General features: G+C 42.2%; 12 protein-coding genes. 7 read left to right on the top strand and 5 right to left on the bottom strand.

Annotation, left to right across the window (positions count from 1 at the left end):
- Positions 1 to 211 precede the first annotated feature (211 nt).
- The 5 genes from EZ456_RS04575 to EZ456_RS04555 all read left to right on the top strand — a co-directional run bounded on the left by EZ456_RS04575 (position 212) and on the right by EZ456_RS04555 (position 12,571).
- The gene (locus tag EZ456_RS04575) at positions 212 to 2,392 is read left to right on the top strand and encodes an alpha-N-acetylglucosaminidase (protein WP_225876466.1); all 2,181 of its coding nucleotides are present in this window, start codon (positions 212 to 214) and stop codon (positions 2,390 to 2,392) included.
- A gap of 405 nt (positions 2,393 to 2,797) precedes the next feature.
- Positions 2,798 to 6,121, top strand: a complete 3,324-nt coding sequence (locus EZ456_RS04570; RefSeq protein WP_131527748.1) for a SusC/RagA family TonB-linked outer membrane protein — start codon at positions 2,798 to 2,800, stop codon at positions 6,119 to 6,121.
- A gap of 10 nt (positions 6,122 to 6,131) precedes the next feature.
- Positions 6,132 to 7,820, top strand: coding sequence for a RagB/SusD family nutrient uptake outer membrane protein (locus EZ456_RS04565; RefSeq protein ID WP_205945022.1), 1,689 nt, complete (start codon positions 6,132 to 6,134; stop codon positions 7,818 to 7,820).
- A 42-nt stretch (positions 7,821 to 7,862) separates the two neighbouring features.
- A complete protein-coding gene (locus EZ456_RS04560) occupies positions 7,863 to 10,886 on the top strand; it encodes a SusC/RagA family TonB-linked outer membrane protein (RefSeq protein WP_131527746.1) in 3,024 nt (1,007 codons plus the stop codon).
- A gap of 23 nt (positions 10,887 to 10,909) precedes the next feature.
- Positions 10,910 to 12,571, top strand: a complete 1,662-nt coding sequence (locus EZ456_RS04555) for a RagB/SusD family nutrient uptake outer membrane protein (RefSeq protein ID WP_131527744.1) — start codon at positions 10,910 to 10,912, stop codon at positions 12,569 to 12,571.
- A 758-nt stretch (positions 12,572 to 13,329) separates the two neighbouring features.
- Here the strand turns inward: EZ456_RS04555 and EZ456_RS04550 are convergent.
- The 3 genes from EZ456_RS04550 to EZ456_RS04540 form a co-directional block, all read right to left on the bottom strand.
- Positions 13,330 to 14,901: a family 43 glycosylhydrolase gene (locus EZ456_RS04550; protein ID WP_131527742.1), complete on the bottom strand. Its 1,572-nt coding sequence runs from the start codon at positions 14,899 to 14,901 to the stop codon at positions 13,330 to 13,332.
- 961 nt (positions 14,902 to 15,862) lie between these two features.
- Positions 15,863 to 16,774: a helix-turn-helix domain-containing protein gene (locus tag EZ456_RS04545; RefSeq protein WP_131527740.1), complete on the bottom strand. Its 912-nt coding sequence runs from the start codon at positions 16,772 to 16,774 to the stop codon at positions 15,863 to 15,865.
- A 383-nt stretch (positions 16,775 to 17,157) separates the two neighbouring features.
- A complete protein-coding gene (locus tag EZ456_RS04540) occupies positions 17,158 to 18,066 on the bottom strand; it encodes an NAD(P)H-binding protein (RefSeq protein ID WP_131527738.1) in 909 nt (302 codons plus the stop codon).
- Positions 18,067 to 18,404: 338 nt separating this feature from the next.
- On the opposite strand from EZ456_RS04540, the gene EZ456_RS04535 reads away from it, so the two are divergent.
- Positions 18,405 to 18,905 carry a cupin domain-containing protein gene (locus EZ456_RS04535; protein WP_131527735.1) on the top strand — a complete coding sequence of 167 codons (501 nt, stop codon included), beginning with the start codon at positions 18,405 to 18,407 and terminating at the stop codon, positions 18,903 to 18,905.
- Positions 18,906 to 19,154: 249 nt separating this feature from the next.
- Here EZ456_RS04535 and EZ456_RS04530 read toward each other — a convergent pair whose 3' ends face one another.
- Both EZ456_RS04530 and EZ456_RS04525 read right to left on the bottom strand, forming a co-directional pair.
- On the bottom strand, positions 19,155 to 20,123 hold the full coding sequence (locus EZ456_RS04530) for a phosphatidylinositol-specific phospholipase C (RefSeq protein ID WP_131527733.1): 969 nt from the start codon (positions 20,121 to 20,123) through the stop codon (positions 19,155 to 19,157).
- Complete coding sequence (locus tag EZ456_RS04525; RefSeq protein ID WP_131527730.1) at positions 20,120 to 20,617, bottom strand: hypothetical protein; 498 nt, start codon at positions 20,615 to 20,617, stop codon at positions 20,120 to 20,122. The genes EZ456_RS04530 and EZ456_RS04525 overlap by 4 nt, the downstream gene beginning before the upstream one ends.
- Positions 20,618 to 21,654: 1,037 nt before the next feature.
- Between EZ456_RS04525 and EZ456_RS04520 the strand changes: the two genes are divergently transcribed.
- Positions 21,655 to 22,008, top strand: coding sequence for a DUF6922 domain-containing protein (locus tag EZ456_RS04520; protein ID WP_205945021.1), 354 nt, complete (start codon positions 21,655 to 21,657; stop codon positions 22,006 to 22,008).
- The last annotated feature ends 99 nt before the right edge of the window (positions 22,009 to 22,107 follow it).

The following is a 22,107-nucleotide window of genomic DNA, read 5'->3' as shown; positions in this document are numbered from 1 at the left end:
AAATGCCTTCGGATAACCTCGATCGAACATTAAAAAGAGTTAGGCTTAATCTTACGTACAGGTTAAGATTATGCTAATGATAAAAAATGAGACGATTAGTAAAACTTTTGAGCAATTCGGCGGTGATACTGCACTTTATATTTGGCTCAGTCAATATTATATCCCATAAGCCCTGAAAATGAAATCTAAAACTACCCTGCTAACGCTCATTTTGTTTTTCTCCTTACTTGTATCCAAAGCGCAGACACCAATCGATGCCTCATCGGCACTAATCAAGCGCCTACTGCCTGATCATTTTGGTTTTTTTAAGATAGAGCTGTTACACAGCCCAAATGGACCAGATCGCTTTGAGCTGGAAAGCCAGGACGGCAAGATAATATTGCGCGGTAACAATGGAGGCGCTATCGCCTCGGCGCTTTATCACTACCTGACTGAGTACGCTCATTGTCAGGTAACCTGGAACGGGAGTAACTTGAAATTGCCTGCGGAGTTACCGGTTTTAAAACAAAAAATTACGAAAGAAACCCCATATAAATTACGTTACTATCTAAATTACTGTACCTTCAATTATACGATGAGCTGGTGGGATTGGCCACGCTGGGAAAAGGAGATAGACTGGATGGCTTTACATGGAATCAATATGCCTCTGGCCATTACCGGACAAGAATATACCTGGTACCTGGTTTACAAGGAACTTGGTTTCAGTGATGAGGATTTAAAAGACTTTTTCACCGGCCCGGCATACTTTGCCTGGTTTTGGATGGGAAATATGGATGCCTGGGGTGGACCACTCCCGCTGGAGTGGATGAAAAGCCATGCATCCTTGCAACAAAAGATTCTCGCCCGTCAGCGTTCGCTAGGCATGAAACCTGTACTACCGGCATTCACTGGGCACGTGCCTCCGGCTTTTAACAGGAAATTCCCGAATGCAAAGCTTAAAACGACCAACTGGAACAATGGATTTGCAGACAACTACATTCTGGATTCAGAAGACCCCCTATTCAGCCGAATAGGTAAAATGTTTCTTGAAAAACAAACGCAGCTTTTGGGCACTGATCATTATTATTCGGCAGATACCTTTAATGAAAACGAGCCACCATCCAACGATCCTGATTATTTGGGCAAACTGAGTGCCCGCGTGTATGATGCGATGCATCAAGCCGACAGCAGCGCCGTCTGGGTGATGCAGGGCTGGTTATTTTATGCAGACCGTAAATTTTGGGGAAAGCCCCAGACAGAGGGGCTATTAAAGACGGTTCCGGATGACAAGATGATCATTTTGGATCTTGCAGCTGAGGTTGAGCCGATATGGAAACGCACCCAAGCCTTCTATGGCAAGCCATGGATATGGTCTATGGTGAATAATTTTGGTGGAAACACCAATCTATTTGGCCGGATGACAGGCGCGGCGAATGGACCTGCCGAAGCATTGAAGAGCGAAAATTCAGGAAAATTAACTGGAATAGGACTTACCATGGAGGGCATCGAACAGAATCCTGTCATCTATGAACTATTTACCGCCAATACCTGGCAAAACGTTCCTGTGAACCTGAATGAGTGGCTTCCGAAGTATGTGCGCAACAGGTATGGAAAAATCAATTCCCAGGCACTGGGAGCCTGGGAGGTGCTCCGCCAGACGGTTTACACGGTGCCTAAAGACAAGTACATACGCGATGGCGCCGAGTCTATTCTGCAGGCCAGACCTACTCTGGACAGTACAACTCAATGGGCAAGAACGAAGCTCAATTACAATCCCGAAGATATTTTACCCGCATGGCAGGCATTGGTATCTGCTGCTGATGAACTTAAGGACAGCGAGGGATACCAGTTTGATGTAGTAGATGTGAGCAGGCAGGTGCTAGCAAACTACGCACTTGTATTACAAAAAAAATGGGTTGGTGCATACCGGTCTAAAGATGAACAGAAATTCAAAATGTACACTCAAGAGTATATCAGACTCATCGAAGACTTAGATGGGCTTCTGGCATCACACCAAGACTTTTTACTTGGTAAATGGGTGGCTGATGCCCGCAAATGCGGTACAACAAAAGCTGAGAAAGATTTATATGAGCAAAATGCAAAAAACCTGATCACCCTTTGGGGAGATAAGGATGCAATCTTACATGAATATGCCTGCCGGCAATGGAGCGGGTTGCTGAACGATTTTTACAAACCCCGCTGGCAACAGTTTTTTGCGGCACTGACATTAGATATTCAGGGTAAAAAAATATGGGATGCCAAAGCCTTCGCCCAGCAAATAAAAACCTGGGAATGGGAATGGGTAAATAACCGTAAAGATTACCCGATACTCGCAGATGGAAATGCAGTTGAACGGGCAAAAAAAATATTTTCCAAGTACAACAGGGCCATCACTGAAAGTTATCATAAATAAAAGCATGCAAAGGCTATCCGCATTAATTTTGGATGGCCTTTTTCTGTTTAAAATGAGACGATTAGTCAAGTGATTGAGTAAAAGTTATGGCCGGCACTTCTTTAATTTGGCTCCCATAAACCAGATACTATTATGCCCATGGTCCATCTTCACTTCTTACCGAAAGACAGACATGTTTTTAAGCATCAGTAAAAGCTGAGCCGTCTTAAAAAAGGAAACTTTCTGGTGGGATTCGATGGGATTATCATCAGTCTATAAGTCATATACTAAACCTCAAAAAAACAAAGCCAATGAATTAACATTTACTATCAAATTCCCGGAGTACGTTTTAGACTCCTGCGCCAACTGTACTAATCAGTCTGCCCGGCACCCTAACCAAATTACTAACCTAAAGAGATTTAAATTATGAAAAAAGGACTCATTTATCCAGTCCATTTTGTCAAGATGCGCTTGAATTTTTTTCTAATGCTGACTTGCACCATGTCCCTGTTGCTGTTAAACAGTGCCTGGTCTCCGGTATACAGCAAGATTATAAAGACAAAAACCGGCTTTCCCCTGTCCAAGGAAACCAGATTTTTAATCCTCCGTGAAATTAATACTGAAAAAAACATCCAGAAGGCCGATATAACTGCTAACGGAAAAGTGGTTGATGAAAAAGGCCAGCCCATCCCCGGTGTCACTATCAAAATAAAAGGCACCTCTCGTGGGGTAACCACCGCTCCGGACGGTACCTTTAGCTTCATGGTTCCCCAGGGGGCAATACTTACGGTTTCCTATATCGGTTATTCCGCATTAGAAATAGCAGCGGGTGCCAATATGATTATTAAACTGGTAAATGTCGATAACAATCTAGATGAGGTCGTTGTTCTAGGTTTTGGTTCGACACAAAAACGCAGTGAACAAACTGCTGCCTACAGCACACTGTCAGGAAAAGAGCTTGTTAAAACCCCGGTTGCAGATATGACAAATGCACTCATTGGTCGAATTCCAGGAGTTGTAACGCGACAGGGCAGCGGCGTTCCAGGAGAAAATGATGCAGATATTTTCATTCGGGGCCGTTCTTCTTCCAACTCGGCTGCACTGATTATTGTAGACGGTGTTGAGCGAACTTCCTTCGGAAATATTGACCCCAATGAAATTGAATCCATCAGCGTTTTAAAGGATGCATCCGCAACGGCGCTATATGGTATTAAAGCTGGTAATGGCGTGATCGTGGTCACCACAAAAGTAGGCAAAGCGGGCGCATTTCGAGTATCCTACTCTGGAGGAGCGGGGCTGGTAAGCTTGACCGGGCTACCAAATACGGTAAATGCTTTTGATGCAGCCAGTTACCACACAGAGGGAGAAAACAACTTAATTGCCGCTGGATTATTTACCCAGGCCCAACGTACCTTTCAGGATTCGGAACTCATAAAATTCAAAGATGGTTCTGACCCGCTACGCTATCCGGACGTAAACTGGTACAAGGCCGTTACAAAAAACAATTGGTTGAGGACGCAACATAACCTAAACTTTAGTGGTGGAAGTAAGTTTGCTTCCTTTTTTATATCCCTTGGTTATTTGTTTGAAGATGGCATGTTCAAAAATTTTCAGCCAATCAATGGCTATAGGACTTCAAACTCTTTTACACGTTATAATTTCCGGAGTAATTTAGATTTTAATCTATCTAAGTCAACGGTGTTCAGCATTAAGTTTGGTGGACGAGTTGAAGATACATTCGGAATACGGGGAGGCACTGCTGGTACGGGCGACACCGGTGGCACAACAGGCATAATCAGCAGACTTTTAGCCATACCGGCGTGGGGTGTCCCTTTTTTTCCGGAATATACAAGCAGGGCTACACCTGAACTGGCCGCGTTGGATGATCTGTATAACAACATTGAAAATCCCCGTATCGGTGTGAATACTTTCAATCCATATTCACAACTGACACGTAACGGTTATTTCAATAGGATCAACAATACAATAGAAAGTGTATTTGTGCTGAATCAAAAACTTGATGTAATAACCAAGGGATTAAGTTTTAAAGGAACATTGGGACTGGATGCCTTCATTATTGGCGTGAGAGCGCAATCGGGCAGTTATGCGAAATATCAGGTTGAGCAGGCAACAGGTAATATCATTCCTTTTCCAGGTTTTTTCAATGATAATCTCGGAGGGGTAAATACCAGCCGTGATGGTTATAACAAAACCAATATCCAGCTAGGTTTCAACTATGACAGGAATTTTGGCCAACATCGGATTTCCGTGCTTTCACTCGCCCAAAGGGAAGTGCGAGGCGTCCAACGGAACGTGGCTAATGCGCCTTTTGCAAACCAAGGGCTCGTTTTAAGTACTAAATACAACTACGCGGGAAAGTATTTTGTAGAGTTTAACGGCGCTTACAACGGTTCAGAAAACTTCGCTGCCGGCAAGCGGTACGGTTTCTTTCCTTCAGTTTCAGCGGCATACAATATAAGCGAGGAAAACTTCATGAAAAACATCCGATGGTTATCTTTTTTGAAACTTAGGGGCTCATGGGGTAAAACCGGATATTCCAATCCCGCTGTTACCGGAGAAACGCGCTTTTTATATAATAGCAACTTTACCAATGGTGGCAATGGGGTAAATGCGAGCGGCGGAGTATCGGGCGCAAATACAATCGTATATTTTGGAAATGGTACGAGTGCCACCGCAAATCCAGTGGTATTCCAAAGTCAGTTTGGAAACCCAGATATTACCTGGGAAAACTCAGTCAAAAGGGATCTGGGGATCGAAGCAAGCTTCTTTAAGAGCCGCTTAAAATTAACAGCTGACGTTTATGATGAAGACCGTACCCAAATTGCCCTGCGCCGAACAAATTCGGCACCACTGATTTACGGCGCTACCCTGCCCATTGTAAACTATGGAGCAAATTACAATAGAGGCTTTGACCTGGAACTTTCGTACAACGGCCGTCACGCTGAATTCAACTATGGTGTAAATATTCAGTATTCGCGCTATCAAAACAAAATTGTTGTTAATGATCAGGCTTTTAATCTGCCAGACTACCAAAGCCTTCTGGGTACCCGCTTAGGACAGTTTGTCGGCTACAAAGTTATTGGTTTTTACCAGGATGCGGCAGACATCGCAGCGAGCCCGGTCAATAATGCTACTGGTGTTCGGGTAATTCCCGGCGATTTGAAGTACCAGGATACCAACGGCGATGGTACCGTAGACTCTCAGGACAGGCTCGCTATTGGAGGAACCGATATCCCTCAGGGCATCTTGGGTTTGGAGCCCACATTAAGCTATAAGGGGCTATCATTGTCAGCACTTTTTCAAGGCGCCTTTGATGTAAATTCCGCGGTGCTACCTTATGATCCCGGACGCGCGCAGGTTTATACGCCAATGCTTGGCAGGTGGCAATCTCCGGCTGATAATCAAACCGCTAGCTGGCCGGTAGCCAAGCCGACGAATTATCCCAACAATCCGAGCTATGTGCTTAATTCCTTCCTGCTTCAGAATTCGAGTTACGTAAAACTTCGGAATGTGGAGGTGGCCTATCAGGTTCCGGCGGCCTTTTCGAAAAAGCTGAATGTCGAAAACATAAGGGTATCGTTAACCGGCCAGAACCTCTACACCTGGACAAAGTTCAAGGGAGGCCTCGACCCTGAAATTGCAAACAGTGCTACAGGGGTCGGATTGTCCAATTCAAACGTCTACCCTTTATCCAAAGTATACAACCTAAGTATCAATGTACAATTCTAATTTTAAAGTTATGATGAAGAAAATATTTACCGGTTGCTTATTAGTTCTTTTAATAGGGCAGAGTGGTTGCAAAAAAGATTTTCTACAACTGGATCTGGGCACGACGCTGCCTGAAGAAAAAGTTTTTTCAGATCCCCTACTCACCACCCGTTTTGCAGATAACGCTTATAATTTCATGATTGATGATTATGGCCGTTTGCAGGATACCTATAAAGGTACAACCGGTCAGCTTACCGATGAGGCAACAGGAGTGGTGAACAGTCTTTCTGCTATATGGGCAGGAAACTACCTGGTAGCCAGCACAGATATAGCCAATACCTACACCAGGATGTACCAGGGCATCCGTATTGTAAATACGGTTTTGACAAACCTAGATCAGGTTCCCTGGGCCGGGAGCCCTTACAATCCACAAATTGTCAAGGCGCAGATGCTTTTTCTACGGGGGATGTTTTATTTCGAACTCATCAAGCGTTATGGAGGCGTGATTATCGTTGACAGGCCCTTCACCCCAACGGAAGAAATAGACCTCCCAAGAAACAGTTACGAGCAGACGCTTGCATTCATACTCAAAGATCTTAAAGAGGCGGAAGATATATTGAAAGTTGAATCATCCGCAAACTATTCCCCTGTCGCCGAGTGGGATCCAGGGGAATATGGCCGCCCTACTGTAGGAGCGCTGAAGGCGTTGCGCGCAAAACTACTGATGCTCGATGCGAGTCCATTACATAATGCGTCCGGGGATCCTGTAAAGTGGAGCTTAGCTGCTGCTGCATCCAAAGAGATTATTGACATGAACAAATATGCCCTTCAATCGGACTATAATAGCTTGTTAAACGTAGATAACTCGCCTGAGTATATCATGATCAAGGTACGTGCACCAAGACAAATCGGTGGATTTCTAAATGATTTTGTGATGTCACCGGCTTCGGGTGGCGCACAAGGGTTACTTAACCCAACCCAGAACCATGTTGACCTTTATGAAGCTGTTAAACGGGCGACGCCTACAGGTCCTATTGTAAGTAGTGCTCCGATAAACGCGGCGGGTTCGGGTTATGATCCCCAAAACCCTTATGCAAATCGGGACCCGAGGTTTTATGCAAATATTATTTATAATAATATGACCTGGCAAGGCAGGCAGATCCAAATGTACGAAGGGGGAACCGATTTTAGGATAGGCACCAATACCTTCACGCGTACCCGATATTACTGTAAAAAATTATGGCCTGAAATTTATAGAGCCGGTGCAACTGCCAGAACTTTGATCAATTATGTTTATTTCCGATATGCAGAAGTGCTGCTCAATTATGCAGAAGCTTTGAACGAGGCCAATGGTCCAACCACAGAAGTATACCAGAATATAAATATGGTGAGGGCACGTGTTGGCATGCCGGGTTTACCTGTAGGACTGAGCAAAAATGATATGCGTACCCGAATTCAAAACGAAAGAGCAGTTGAATTTGCTTTTGAAGATATCCGCTGGTGGGATATCATGCGGTGGAAAAAAGGTCCAGAGCTGGTATCACAGCCATTAAATGCGATGAATGTCGCTAGAAATGGTACAAGCTTTACTTATACAGTAATACCAGTCGAAGCTGCCTATCAGCGAATGCCTTTTCAGGAACGCCAGTACCTATACCCTATCCCACTCACTGAGGTTAATAAATCAAAAGGAATTTTACTACAAAATCCAGGCTGGTAAATTATATATGGCAATTGTTTAAACAATAATCCAACTAATCATATGAAATTTTTCAACAAATATATACTGCTGTTTCCATTGCTGTTCCTATCGGTATGGCAGGCTGCTGCGCAGCAGGGAAAGGCAGACAAACAAGTCATTTCTTTTAATGGGGTAGTCGTTGATACCTACAACAAACCCCTGCCCGGGGTGTCAATTTTTATTCAGGAAAAGGCTGGCAAAGTCTTTTCCGGCACTAAGGGAGAATTTACCATCAGGGGAAGTGCCGGTGATGTGCTCATCTTGCAAAGTCCTGGATATCTCACTGCTCAGCAGATATTGGGCGGCGAGCTAAAAGTAAACATTACGCTAAAAGCTGCAGAGGTAGATGCAGGCGAAGAGGATAACGTAACCACTCCATACGCAGTCCTTAAAAAAAGGATGGTATCAGGTGCTGTAAGTAGTCTTAACAGCAATAATATTCCACAGTTGCCCACCAACGACTTGCGAAATCTGTTTTCCGGACGCTTATCCGGTCTATACCAATCGCAGGTTGGTACAGCGCCGGGCACTACGGTTACCAGTGTGTTCATGCGGAGTATTAACTCCTTTGAAGCAACTACCGCAAGAATTTTTGTTGATGGTACTGAGCGGGATTTCGGCGACATGGACATTAGTGAAATTGAGAGCATTACAGTGCTAAAAGATGCCTCGACGCTCGCCTGGTATGGCCTTCGGGGCGGAAACGGAGTGGTAATGGTCTCCACAAAAAAGGGTGATCCGCTCCGCTCTTATATTCATTTTGACGCCCAGGTGGGTTTTCAAAATGCCGTAAACCTGATCCGTCCGCTTAATGCATATGATTATGCTTCACTTTACAATGAAGCATCCTTAAATGATGGGGCCGCGGCCCCCTTCAACCAGGAGGCCCTGGATGCTTACCGTAACGGCACCTCGCCTTTCCGTTTTCCTGATAATAATTATGTTTCTGAATACCTGAAAAAAGTTGCGCCTATTCAGCGATATGCGTTCTCAATGGGGGGCGGCAAAAAATCTGTAAGATATTTTGCATCGGTGAGTTATTTAAATCAGCAGGGCTTTTTGAAAAATACAGAGACTCCCAGTTTTAATTCAAATGTCGGCTTTAAGAAACTAAATTTCCGTGGAAATATAGATTTTGAGGCAAATAAATATCTTACCGTAAGCCTCAATGCAGGTGTACGTACAGAAAACAGGCGTTCGCCCGGTACCGGACTGGGCGATGTGATGAATAATATTTATAATACACCTCCTAATGCATATCCTATTTTAAATGCAGACGGGACACTTGGCGGAACCTCACAATACACTAAAAACCTGACGGGTTTATTACAGCAAAGCGGATATGTGAGTGACCAGAATAGGGTCTTGCTCGCTACCTTGAGCGTCAGGCAAAAGCTGGATTTTTGGATATCTGGGCTATCTTTCAATGCTGTCGGTTCTTATGATGGGGTGGGAAACTATATCTCAGGACTTACTCAGCAATACACTGTCACCGACCAAACACTTTCACCGCCTGTCAGCTATCTTACTCCAAGCCCGGTGGCTTACCGGACAACAACCTATGGCAATAATGCTCTGCAAAACGAATTTTGGGCAGGTTTTGATTACGAAAAGAGCATAGGCAGCCACAGCCTGAATTTATCTTTGAAAGGTCAGCGTTTTGCTGATAAGGCGCCGGAACGGTTGGATTATCGTAACCAAGGACTTGCGGGCCGAATTGATTATAACTTTAAGCAAAAATATTTTGTTGGATTTACAGCCGGGTATTCTGGGTCAGAAAATTTTGCGCCTGGCAGACGTTACGGATTCTTTCCTGCAGGTTCAGCGGCCTGGATAATCTCGGAGGAATCATTTCTAAAAAATGCCTCAGCTATCAATTATTTAAAGGTCAGGGCATCATATGGAACTGCCGGAAACGGCGACATTGGCGGCTCCCGGTTCCCTTTTGAAAGTTTTTACAGCCGCAACTTAAGTAGCGGAGGCTACAGTTTTGGTTCAACCCCAACAGCTACCAATTCTGCATCAGAGGCTAATCTGGGCAATCAGGATATCACCTGGGAAACCGTTCGAATGCTGAATACGGGATTTGACGTACGCTTACTTAATAATTCGCTGGGTTTATCCGCAGATTTTTTCCAAACACGAAGAAGCAACATTTTAACTGCAAACGTATTTCCAAATATTATCGGTCAGGAGGCAGGTTTAGTGAATGGAGGGATTGTACAAAGCCGTGGACTGGAAGCCTCAGTATCCTACGCCAAACAATTGGGAAAATTGAAGATTAACTTCAATGGTAATATATTGCTATCAAAAAGTAAGATTCTGGCTCAGAATGGCCAGATCGGATTACCGGAGTATCAGCGAAGCATTGGCCACATCGCTGGCGCTCAGCTGGTATTTCTCTCAGACGGCCTCTTCCAGTCACAGGCAGAGATTAACAGCAGTCCGCTGCAAACCTTGGCTGGCAAAGTAGTACCCGGAGACATTAAATATAAAGATGTTGGCGGGCCTCTGGGAATACCGGATGGCATCATCGACAATAACGACCAGGTACGTCTGGACAAAACAGGCCTTCCGAATACCTACTATGGTTTTGGTGGAAACCTCCGGTATGGTCTAATCGATCTTGTATTTCAATTCCAGGGTGTTTTCGGAAGGACTTTGAACATACAAGGCCTGGTGAACAGCGGACCAAGTTCGTTCAATGAATTGAGCTTAGACCGTTACACCCCCCAAACCGCCTCGAGCGCCAAATATCCACGTATTGGTATAGCTGACAGGGGAAACAACACTGCGCTTTCTGACTTCTGGCTGCGATCGGCTGACTACCTTCGATTAAAATCGGTCGAAATCGGTGTGAACCTGCCTGGGACACTGACTACAAAACTGGGCGTAAACAGCGCACGTTTTTACATTGGCGGATTAAATTTATTTACAACCAATGACCTTGGTATCGGTGTTGATCCGGAAGTAAACATTGCAGGTAGAGGGACAACATATCCTTATTATAAAACCTACACCCTGGGTGTAAGCGTTGCCTTTTAAATGATCACTAAACAGAACGAACAATGAAAAATCACTACATAAATTATTCAAAGTATCTATTTATATTCCTGTTATTCTCTTTAGGATGTAAAAAGGATTATCTGAGTTTCGACTATACAGATGGAAGTATCAGGGAAGAAGATGTCTGGAACTCTGACCGGAATTCAAGGGGATTTTTAAATACATCTTACTCTGGTCTTATCAACGGTTACAATGTGGATGGCGATGGTGCAATGTTAGCATCAGCCTCTGATGAGGCGGTGAATTCCAACGTTAACTCCAGGATAAATATTATCAACAATGGAACCTGGGGAGCTTTGCGCACTATTGATGATCAATATACCAATATGTATAATAACATCCGGAAGACTAATCTATTTTTAGAAAAAAGTTCTGCCAGTGCCATTATACCGGCAAGCGACATTCCAAAACTAAAGGGAGAAGCCTATTTTCTAAGGGCTATGTACCATTTTGAGCTCATGAAACGATACGGTCAGATAATCCTTGCAACACGCTCTTTTACCACAACAGACGACCTGGACCTGCCTAGGAATACTATAGATGAGGTGGTCGCACAAATTACTGCAGATTGTGATGAGGTCATAAAAGTGCTACCTGCATCCCAGGGTGATCTTGGTTCAGCAGATAAAGGCCGGGCAACGGCCGGCGCTGCATTGGCTTTAAAATCAAGGGTATTGCTTTATGCCGCCAGCCCACTATACAATACGGGTGGAGAACTGAATAAATGGGCAGCTGCTGCCACTGCTGCAAAGCAACTTATAGACCTGAACAAAAATTCACTCCTGCCTTTAGCCCAGTTAGGCAACCTTTGGGATTTTTCAGTTGGATCATCCAATTATAGCCCAGAAGTTATATTTGCCACCAATGTTAGTGCGACCAACTCAATAGAAAGCAACAATGCCCCGATAAGCTACGAAGGCAGGGGAAGAACCAATCCAACGCAGGACCTGGTAAATGCGTTTGAGATGAGGGTAAGTGGGAAACCGATCTCGGACAATACCTCAGGATTTTCCGCATCTAACCCTTACTCCACTACAGGCGCTAGCGCACGTGACCCTAGACTTGCTCTTTTTGTGATCTATAATGGTCAATCCTTTAAATCCAGAGCGGTTGAAACTTTTACGGGTGGTAGGGATAACACGCCAATTAACAGCAACAGTACTAAAACCGGCTATTACCTGCGTAAGTTTCTTTCAGAAAGCGCCGCATGGGCTTCTGGTGCAGCAGCAGTTAACCGGAACCGTCCCTGGATATTATTCAGGTATTCTGAAATATTATTGAACTACGCCGAAGCTTTGAATGAAGCGACCGGTCCGGTAAGTGATGTTTATCTCTATATCAATCAGGTTCGGGTACGCGCGGGTATGCCAGTACTGCCCGTAGGCTTGACGCAATCGCAAATGCGTGAGCGGATTCAGCACGAACGCCGCGTAGAACTATGTTTTGAAGGACACCGCTTCTTTGATGTGCGCCGCTGGAAAAAAGGTGAAGAATTTTTTAACAAACCCGTATCTGGAATACAGATAACCAAAAGCGGTACGACACTGACATACACTTCTTTTCAAGTAGAAAACAGGGGCTTTGCAGACAAAAATTATCTGTTTCCTATACCACAGTCCGAATTAAACAGAACTACTAAATTAAAACAAAACCCAGGTTATTAATTCAAGGCCCATCATCTGCCAACACTACTAAATCAAGAAAGCAGGATGATGAATAAAATAAAACCATAATTGTGGTGAAATGTTAAAGTTTTTCCGCAGGCATAGTGAAAAAGGCCCTCATGTTGAATGAGGGCACTGAAAAACTAGCCATTGAAAAGGGCTTATGAATTTTGATTTCATAAGCCCTTTTCTTTTCGATATTCACGATCTTATAAATTTTATTCTGCAATTAGACGATTCTAAAGGACCTTATTTGCCATTTTTTCTCAATGTTTAGTACAACATTTTTTTACAAGGACTTTTTCAGTGCCGTCATGTTGAATCAGGGTCTTTTTTTCAGCAGCAACCATTGCAGCGGATTGACAAGAAAATGGAAAAAGATGGGATCCATCTAAACGATTCTTGTGCAAAGAAATGAAGTTTTACAAAGTCGTTCAGTTTTTACTATCAGAGACCGACGGGATCTTTAGGTTTTTAACAAAACCCAACAGTTTTTTGTTGCATTAACTGAGTGCTTTCGGACGTTTTCATGCAGGATTCTTGCACAAGATTTTCATTTCTTATTCAGCATGCCAGGCAGGAGATGAAGTCAGTTATGGGCATATTAAAATCATCTGAATGCAAAATGCCCTTGTGTGGTTTAGCCCCTTATTCACAAATTTTTAACAAATACCAAAAAATAAACAGGGAGAGTCACCTGATCCTCATCCCTGTTTTATTTTAAGTATTAATTGGATATCTGATACCGAAAAGAAGCTTTACTCTCCAATAGGTATAGGAATGTTTACATTAATTGGAGCTGAGATGCCAAAATTTGGTGAACCGTCAGTATTCCAGCTAAACTTTTGCATCCGGGGCGTCCTTGTTCCCCCGGGATTGGCAGCTGTTCCCCGGGCATGGTAAATTACCCAGTTTTCCGAACGGAGTACTCCGTTCCCATCAGTGTAACTGCTTGTAAAAAAACCATTATGGCCTGGACCAAATACCCCTCCCGCATCATTCCTGGTGAGTACCTGCTTTTTGTTTATCCAATCTGCGGTAACAGTAGGGTTACCTCCGGATTTAAGTTGAACCTGTCCAAGACAATAATTATCACTTCCATACCTGCTGCCCGAGTAAATGATAAATATCGGACTGGATGCATCTTTTTGTAACATAATTGGGCCTTCATTAACCCCGAGCCCTGTACCTGATGATTCGTATTTTTCCCAGGTATTTGTGGGCGAAGAGATTTTCACACGCGGTCCGCTGATTGTCCACGGATTGGACATTGGCGCCAAATATAGATACTGTTTGAATTTTGTCGCGATGTCTTCCCATCCTGACCAGACGAAGTAATTAGTACTGCCGACAGTCAGCACCGTCCCATCTATGGCCCACTGGTCGGATGGATCAGAAATCTTTCCTTTGAAGGTCCATGTACCCACAGTGGGATCAGCGCTGGCATTCTCCAGGACATACATGCGATGGTTGGCATCTGCGCCATCGTCTGCCGCAAAATATATGTACCATTTACCGGAAATAAAAAACAGTTCTGGCGCCCATATGGCATGTGAATAGGCGGTACCCGCAGGCGGTGTATATACAGTAGTCACCGGATAATTATTCAGCAGAGCCATCGATGGGGTTTTTATAATGGATATCTTGCTACCCTGAGTAAACAGGAAATAGTAAAACCCATCTTTCTGTGCAACGAAAGGGTCTGCCCTGCTTCCCGATGCGAGTGGGTTCCGAAAGTTTAGGTTGGTAAACTGAAACTTATCCTGGGTGCCGCTGACCGCACTCAATTGTTTTATTTTAGTACCAGAGCCTGAATTTGCCGGGTCAACTACCATCGCCATTCCCGTTGCTTTATTGGTTAGCACGTAGGCATTATTAGCGCTTGAGTAACTTATCGACCAACGTTGTGCATCACTACCATCGTCTGTATGTTGCAGAAGCTGGTCACCTGAAATAGCCGATGGTGACCATAGACACTTATTACTTGTTAGGTTAACCAATTTGTAATAGGTGGCATCAACTTTAATCAAACGCCATTTCTGCCCGTTATTGGGGAACCATGGCCATTGCTGAATTTTAGCATTTTCCGCGGTTGTATTTCCTGCAACTTCTACAACCGGACCAGCAGGAAGGGATGATATGCCACGTATCCTGTAAATTCCACTATCAATGAGGGTACCTGAGGGGGGTGGAATAAATGCATTTACCTGTTGCTTATCCGGCAGATCGAAAGTTTCGTCCTGAGGTGTTTCTGGAGCCGCTTTCTGACAGGCGGTGAAAGAAAGAATACAAAGAAAGCTTAATAAAAAGTGAAGTAGTTTAGTTTTCATAATTTTTTGATTGTAACTTGGTTAGTTAAGAGACACAAAAACAAGACACCTAAATCAGATATCCGGTCAGTCCACTGTGTGGCATAAAGGCCGTAAATACGCTACAAGGCCTTTTTTTAGAGAAATAAATCCTGTTAACCTCCTTTCTAGTTAAAATATCGATTTCTAAATCTTGCAGATTATTTACCCCGGCGTTATGTAACAGAAGGCAATCCTGAACTTCTTTTGGATTAAGAAATCGATTACCTCCAAGCCAGGGCCGATAAATATATCGTGTAAGTGCACCAGATTAGAATAAAATACCTAAAGTATTAAAGTTAGAAACAGTAGCTTTAGCATGAGACTCATTCATTTGTCTAATCGTCTCAAATTAAAACGCTGTTTTGCAGCATTTTATAACTTTATACGCTCGTTAGTAAATCCCTTAAAATTAGCTTGAATTTCTTTTTTTTAACGAGGAATATTGGGTAAATACTTAGCGTTAGCATCAAAAAGATTGCAATATCTTTCAATTGCCTGAGCCCCCTAAAATGAGCTAATGGTAACAGTGAAAACAGATCAGACACAGTTCAGATTTTATTGGCTCTACAAGCTAAATATAGATCGGGACGGACTTTGGGCATATATCGATCGGAACGCTTCGTCCAAAGGCTTTTGCAATCATAATATTAAACATTTTTCGCAGGGGGGTACGCACCTATACTGGTCTAGCATAATATTGCGTTCCGATTATCCTCTCAAGAGCTTATCCTTTGAAACAGAATCCTTTAAAACCAATTAACCCTGCCCTCCTGGGGGCTAATAAATTTTCTGGGCAATATTATCTACCGTCATATGCTGAAAGGCTTGATGGCTGTTTTGATAACAGCTCTTCTGCTACCTGAAACGTTCTGGACCGTTTGCTTAAATTGTAGACAATGCAATCTTTAAAGCAAAAGTTTAGAACATGCGTCCTTACAGATCAATTAAATGACTGCCGGAACTGCTGGGGGCTCATCGTGGTTTTACCTTTGAATAATCTACTGAAAGACTGCGGATAATCAAACCCCAACTGATAAGCGATCTCTGATACGGAAAGTTTTGTTGTCGACAATATTTCCTTCGCATGTTCGATCAGTCTGTTATGGATGTGCTGCTGAGTGTTGAGCCCTGTCAATGACCGTAACAGGTCGCTAAGATAATTAGCAGAGACATTTAATTGTTCTGCCACATCCTGGACAGAAGGTATCTTATTCTGCAGCCCTCTCCCAGGAGTGAAATAAGAATCGAGTGTCGTTTCAAATTGTTGTATAAGAGTAGCATTAACAGCTTTGTGGGTAATAAACTGCCGTTTATAATATCTACTGCTGTAATTGAGCAATAGTTCTATCTGCGAAATAATTACATCATGGCTAAAATCATCGATCCGGCTGTTGAGTTCTTCATCAACAATCTTTAAAACAGCAAATACGGTTTCCTTTTCCTTTGCTGATAAATGCAGCGCTTCGTCGGTAGCATAAGAAAAAAAACCAAACTGTTTGATTTTCCTACCCAAGGAGTAGGAAAGAAAAAAATCTGGATGGAGTAATAACATATAACCCTTGCTTGTGTTGTTTTTAGGTCTCTCAAACAATTGTCCGGGGGCAGTAAAAACCAGTCCACCTTCACCAAAGTCATAGTGGTGCTGCCCATACTTCGCCCTTCCAATAGTGTCTTTATAGGCGATTTTATAAAAATCTAAAACAAGATAATCAGGCAAAACCTCTTCTGGGAGTGACATGTCTTCCAAACAGATAAAACTGATAAGTGGATGTTCAGGTTTGGGAAGACCAAACAATTGATGGAATTCAGATAATGATTTAAACTTATACAGGTTGTTTACTTTATTTCTCATTTCAGGTGATTAGGGATGCAATATGTATTTGCGTGCAGGTAATGTAGCAATACAAAAATAAACTTTTATCAACCAAGGTGTCTCGTCGTCTTGGGGTAATTTCTCAGTTAAAATTTCCACAGTTACGGTCTGCCCAATCAATGCATATTTGGTGATACTAAGTTCCCTTCATGAAGGGAACCTAGACTTCCGATTCCTAAAATTACTAGCCAAAAAACAGGGATAGACTAAACTGATCTCAGAAGTAGTGTGCCCTAAACTATAAGCAGATCAACAGCTGACATATTTATACCGCACACAAGGCAGGGATTAGCCTGCCTTATGATTGTAGTTTTCCTTGGATTGCAATGCAAGCATCAGTTATGCTTTTTTATTGACGAATGCTACTGTTTTTTATTATAGACTTCAGCAAATTCCTTCGCAAAATCCTCCAGTTTTATTTTGCCTAATTGAGGTTTATTTTGATAAAAATCTTCGTAAAGGCTACCGTCCTGCTGCGCCTGCTGCATCTCAACCATTCCCTTAGCAATCCATGGATTGATTCCGGACGAAATCATTTTATTAAATAATTCATCCGCAGGGATAACCTTCCATTGCAATCCTGTCCTATCGGTTGAATTTGCTAAAGCCCAAGCGATCTCGTTCGGAGAAACCTCGTCGCTTGCAACATACTGAACCGTTCTGCCGGTAAAAGGTTTTTCCATTTCCCCGGCAATCATTTCTGCAATATCATACGGAGAAACCCATGGTTCTTTATTATCACCGCCCCAGCTTTGAATAATCGCACCCTGAGAGTGGATCATAGGTAACCATCGGTAAATATTGCTAAAAAACCCAACAGGACGGACAAACTTGATATTGACATTTTCAGGCAGTGTCTGAAGGATCTGCTCAACATTGTGATGAACCAGAAGGCTGCCCATACCTTTATCCGAATGAGCGCCAATACTGCTTAAATGGATAACATTAGTGACTCCCGACCGTTTAATCGCAGCAACATAATTGCTGGCAATCATTCCAAATTCAGCTAAAAAATCAATGTTCTTATCAAAAACGCTTCCAATTGCTTCCCATGCTTCCATTAAATAAACTGCATCCGAACCTGAGAATGCCGAGGCTAAAAAGTCTGCATCTTGAATGGTTCCGATTAATGGGACAGCGCCCAAGGCCTCAATAGCAGGTATTCTTTCAGTTTTGCTACTGATTACTTTGACCTGATGTCCTTTTGCTATCAATAATTCTGTAAGTGGCTTTCCAATGTTCCCTAAAGAACCCGTTAATACAATATTCATATTTTTTGCTTTTATTTCTACAAAGGTGGACAATCGGATAGCGATAGAAATAACAAAATCGGGGTATTCACAAACCAAAACGTGGTTGGAAGTAGTAACCAAAATATTCCCTATCGATAGAAAATAGCTTATAGCTTTCAATGGTCAGTGTGAAAAATATTCAAGTATAGTTATAATCGGCTGTATAACCGGATCAAGCAGTTACAATCCCCATCTTATTTATTGTTCACGAATTGGATGTGAACAGATAATAAAACTTAGCTTTGTGGGCTCATCAATTTTTTCAACGAGATTGAGCAGAAGAAATCGGCAGAAAATGTTTCAAAAAAACAATTAACATGTTAAATATCTTAAACAATACGGCTAATTACTGGATAAATCATTTACAATTAGCACCTCACCCCGAGGGTGGCTATTATAAAGAGACATTCAGATCCAAGAATGAAATCATCCGTGTCAATGAAAGTGAAAAGAAGAACGCTTGTACTTCAATATATTACCTTTTGGAGGGCTACGACTTTTCAGGTTTTCACAGACTTAAATCCGATGAAATATGGTATTTCCACAAGGGAGAGCCTATATTTATCCATATAATAACCAGTAAAGGAAATTATGATTGCATTGAACTGAGTGACTCAAGTTCCGGACAACTCCAGGCCATCGTTGAAGCCAATTGTTGGTTTGCAGCGAATATCCCATCTAAATCAGGGTTTTCGTTGGCTAGCTGTGCTGTTGCTCCTGGATTTGATTTTGTGGAATTCGAAATGGCTAAAAAAACTTCATTGCTAGCTGAATATCCTGAACATGAAGCAATAGTAAAGGAACTTTGCAGAGATTAGAAAAATTTCGACAAAGGGCTAAAGACTGAAAATATGGATTTTATTCATGGATTAATTACATCACATGTTCTGACATGCTCCTTACCAGACATGTCTTTATAAATGGACTATAAGAAAACATCAAATTCGGGATGCAATAATTGTTCATGTACGATATTATCGCATTTCGCCGTCTCATAACCAATCAACAAAAAAAGGGCGTCCCAGCTTTGGAACACCCTTTTCAGCAAATAGATGAGTGAATTAAGGTTAGAAATTTTTATTGACTATTGATTGCGCTTTAGACTGGTCTACAAAATCCATTGGGATGACACCGTACCTGCCCGAAGGATTATTTGTAAAATATCCGCTTAGCTTTGGATTTATATAATTGGATACCACAGTAATATTCGGAATGGTAAAGATACCAGGCTGATAACCGCTCGCATAGTTTATGTAGAGTTTGTTAGAGCTGTCCGCTTTTGCAGCGTTCAGCTGTCCTTCAACTGTTGTCCATTTGCTAGCCAGATCGTTGACTTTATAAACATCCTGAACCCTAATCCCTCCAAAACTACTGTTGATATCGAAAGTAGTGTTATCACTCCATGCAGTGGCGTTAATCCCTTTTACGCCAGTTGCAGTAAATCTTCTTATCAACTTAATCTTACCCCTTAGTTCACCTAGACTTGGCAGCCCTTCTGAGAGATCCCATCTATTTGGATTCTGTTGCGTGTAAGTATTAAAGGTTTCTTCAAAAGAACGGGTATTGTTAGATGGTGTATGCTCCTCTTTTACACACATTAATATTGTTTCCGAGGGATTTGCATTTAAAAAATTAAGACAGGCATTGACTACATTCTGAAAATTAAGATTTTGATAAATGGCACCGTGGTGGATAGCGAAGGCATTATCAATATGTCTGCAACGGATATCCAGATAGCGGACGCCCAAGTTTAATTGCGCTCCAATAGTGATATTTTGGCATTTTGCAGTATTAACCACAGGTTCGTACATTGCACCGGAATCATGGGTTCCGGGAATAGACAATCTTGATACGGGAGTGGCATTTGATAAGCCGGACATCCAAATGTTCAAAGCTGGCGGCGCTTGTAATATCGCAAAGTCAGTTGTGGCCATTTTGGCCATAAGGGATGGATTTGCGACAGGTGATTGCTGCTCTTTTTTACAAGCGGTAAATAAGCAGGCCAATACGGCTAGGGAAAGAAATAATTTTTTCATGGTTTTTTTTTATGATATCTATTTGCTGAAACTATTATCTGAAACTGTGGAAAGCTTTGGATAGCCGTTAAAAATTTCTTCGCTGTGCTATACGCCCATGAAAAGGTAAGGCAATCTCCCATAACACATAAGCCGCTTCGATCTTGATTTAATAGCGCTGCACTCTCGCCTGACGCAATTAAAGGTACATCACCTCTACCATGTAGGGTAGGCATTATTATACTAACTGTTGAGAATGCCAATATTCTGTCAGTTAATTTTGCCCTCAATGCATTTACCGATTTTTTTAACATCGAAACGATTTTCCGCAAAAAGAACTGATAAATTTCCTCAGAGATTTCCGAAGGAACTCTTTTTGCTAAAATCGGTTGAAACTGCCATATGGGGCAGAATGGAAACATTTCCAGTCCTATTGAACGCACTGATTGATGTGCATAAAAAGAAACAGGTGTAGCATTCCTTATAGCAGGTAGTTCTTTTGTTTTGTCTTCCATCATCTACATCTAAGTCAAATGAAAAAGGAAAACGTACTAGTCAAGATCGTTATCTGTAGATTAAATTTACGTTAAGCGCCAGGAATCATTATTATCCAGCGGATTTGGGTATTCAGCCAAAGCAGAATCAAACAGTCTTATCCATGATCATGGTGAACTTTGGGGATATGTAAAAAATCCCTGAACAATAAAAAATTGGAGAGGAAAACCATCCTATCACAAAATCACAGCATGTGAGCTGTTGATCTGATTAAGGGAAAAGGTTCACCCACTATTCTTTTCCGGTTCGTTAAAGTTTAAACCGGATGTCCTATTGTCTCAGAAGAGGGCACATCAATAGCGTACCTCAATGCATAATTATCATCCATATCATTATTAGATAGCACATGCTCGCTTGCGTTAATGGCTAATAGTCTCCTTGTAATGATTTGAGATGATGTAAATGCCCACAGTGGCATTCTCACCTGCAATGACTTGCATGATCTGGTTTTTAGAGATGCTGGTTTGAGCAAAGGAAAAATTGATGATAAAAATAAAACAAAAGTATATAGGGCTGCGATTTCTCATGGGTTAAACTAGCGAAAAAAACTGGTGGCAATTTTTAGCTGATAAGTATATTTAGTTTGCCTTCTGTATTGACAATATGACTTGCAATGTTGGCAGCATGTTGCTACAAAATAATGGCAAGCTGATCAACAGGTAGTACAATGTTTTTTCATTTGTCTAAAATCACTTTGCGATGTTTAAAGCCAAAATCGATCAGGGCAGTGAGAACAGGCCAGGTCTGTTTGGCATGTTCAGTCATGGAATAGGAAACAGTAATTGTTTTTAATGCATTAACGGTTCTAGTATGGCTGCTTCAAACATTTAATGGCGCTGGTATTTATAACCAAAATTGGTTATATCTGAATATGGAAAAGGCAATGATCAGATACTAAGGTATTCATCCCGGACTAATTCTGGGCCATGAACATGAAAAAAGGGGTATAAAAAAAGACCTTTTGCGCTATCCGTTAGCATACTCCCTCAAACCATAAATGACATCACCAAAGGGCGAAGGAGGCTCACCCCCTGGTTTATCATTGAAAATAGACAGCGCCCTTGGCTCTGAAGAAAGCACTATGCTTTTACTTCAAGCCTATTATGACCTGAAGGAAGAAAAGGAAAGGTCCCCAGGATCAACACCCGATTTGCAAAAATTAAGAAGGATGCTATTCTCTGACACTGATATCGACAAAATTGATTGGCAAAGGCAGGCAAATACTGTTATTTGCAGGATTTTTGAACGAGGAAACAATATGGAAGAGAAAACCTTGTTGGATTTCTATGGCAGGAGTAAGATTAAGTCTGTTACCGGCCATAGTGGAATAAAGAGAACCAGATTCCTTTGATGAAAACTTTAAAACTCAAGTAGCTATATACTGAAACGAAAATAGCATGTGCCCTGATATAGTCTTGATTATCCGTTGCTGCTCACGAGCAACCTGAAC

It is taken from the genome of Pedobacter psychrodurus (assembly GCF_004331735.1).
Lineage (GTDB): Bacteria > Bacteroidota > Bacteroidia > Sphingobacteriales > Sphingobacteriaceae > Pedobacter > Pedobacter psychrodurus.
The sequence above is the reverse complement of the archived record's forward strand: the minus strand, read 5'-3'. Positions and strand labels throughout refer to the sequence as shown.

Coding starts and splice junctions, on each gene's coding strand:
- EZ456_RS04540 (WP_131527738.1), bottom strand. CDS start 18,066: ATGAATATTGTATTAACGGGTTCTTTAGGGAACATTGGAAAGCCACTT.
- EZ456_RS04565 (WP_205945022.1), top strand. CDS start 6,132: ATGATGAAGAAAATATTTACCGGTTGCTTATTAGTTCTTTTAATAGGG.
- EZ456_RS04555 (WP_131527744.1), top strand. CDS start 10,910: ATGAAAAATCACTACATAAATTATTCAAAGTATCTATTTATATTCCTG.
- EZ456_RS04525 (WP_131527730.1), bottom strand. CDS start 20,617: ATGGAAGACAAAACAAAAGAACTACCTGCTATAAGGAATGCTACACCT.
- EZ456_RS04550 (WP_131527742.1), bottom strand. CDS start 14,901: ATGAAAACTAAACTACTTCACTTTTTATTAAGCTTTCTTTGTATTCTT.
- EZ456_RS04570 (WP_131527748.1), top strand. CDS start 2,798: ATGAAAAAAGGACTCATTTATCCAGTCCATTTTGTCAAGATGCGCTTG.
- EZ456_RS04535 (WP_131527735.1), top strand. CDS start 18,405: ATGTTAAATATCTTAAACAATACGGCTAATTACTGGATAAATCATTTA.
- EZ456_RS04545 (WP_131527740.1), bottom strand. CDS start 16,774: ATGAGAAATAAAGTAAACAACCTGTATAAGTTTAAATCATTATCTGAA.
- EZ456_RS04530 (WP_131527733.1), bottom strand. CDS start 20,123: ATGAAAAAATTATTTCTTTCCCTAGCCGTATTGGCCTGCTTATTTACC.
- EZ456_RS04520 (WP_205945021.1), top strand. CDS start 21,655: ATGACATCACCAAAGGGCGAAGGAGGCTCACCCCCTGGTTTATCATTG.
- EZ456_RS04560 (WP_131527746.1), top strand. CDS start 7,863: ATGAAATTTTTCAACAAATATATACTGCTGTTTCCATTGCTGTTCCTA.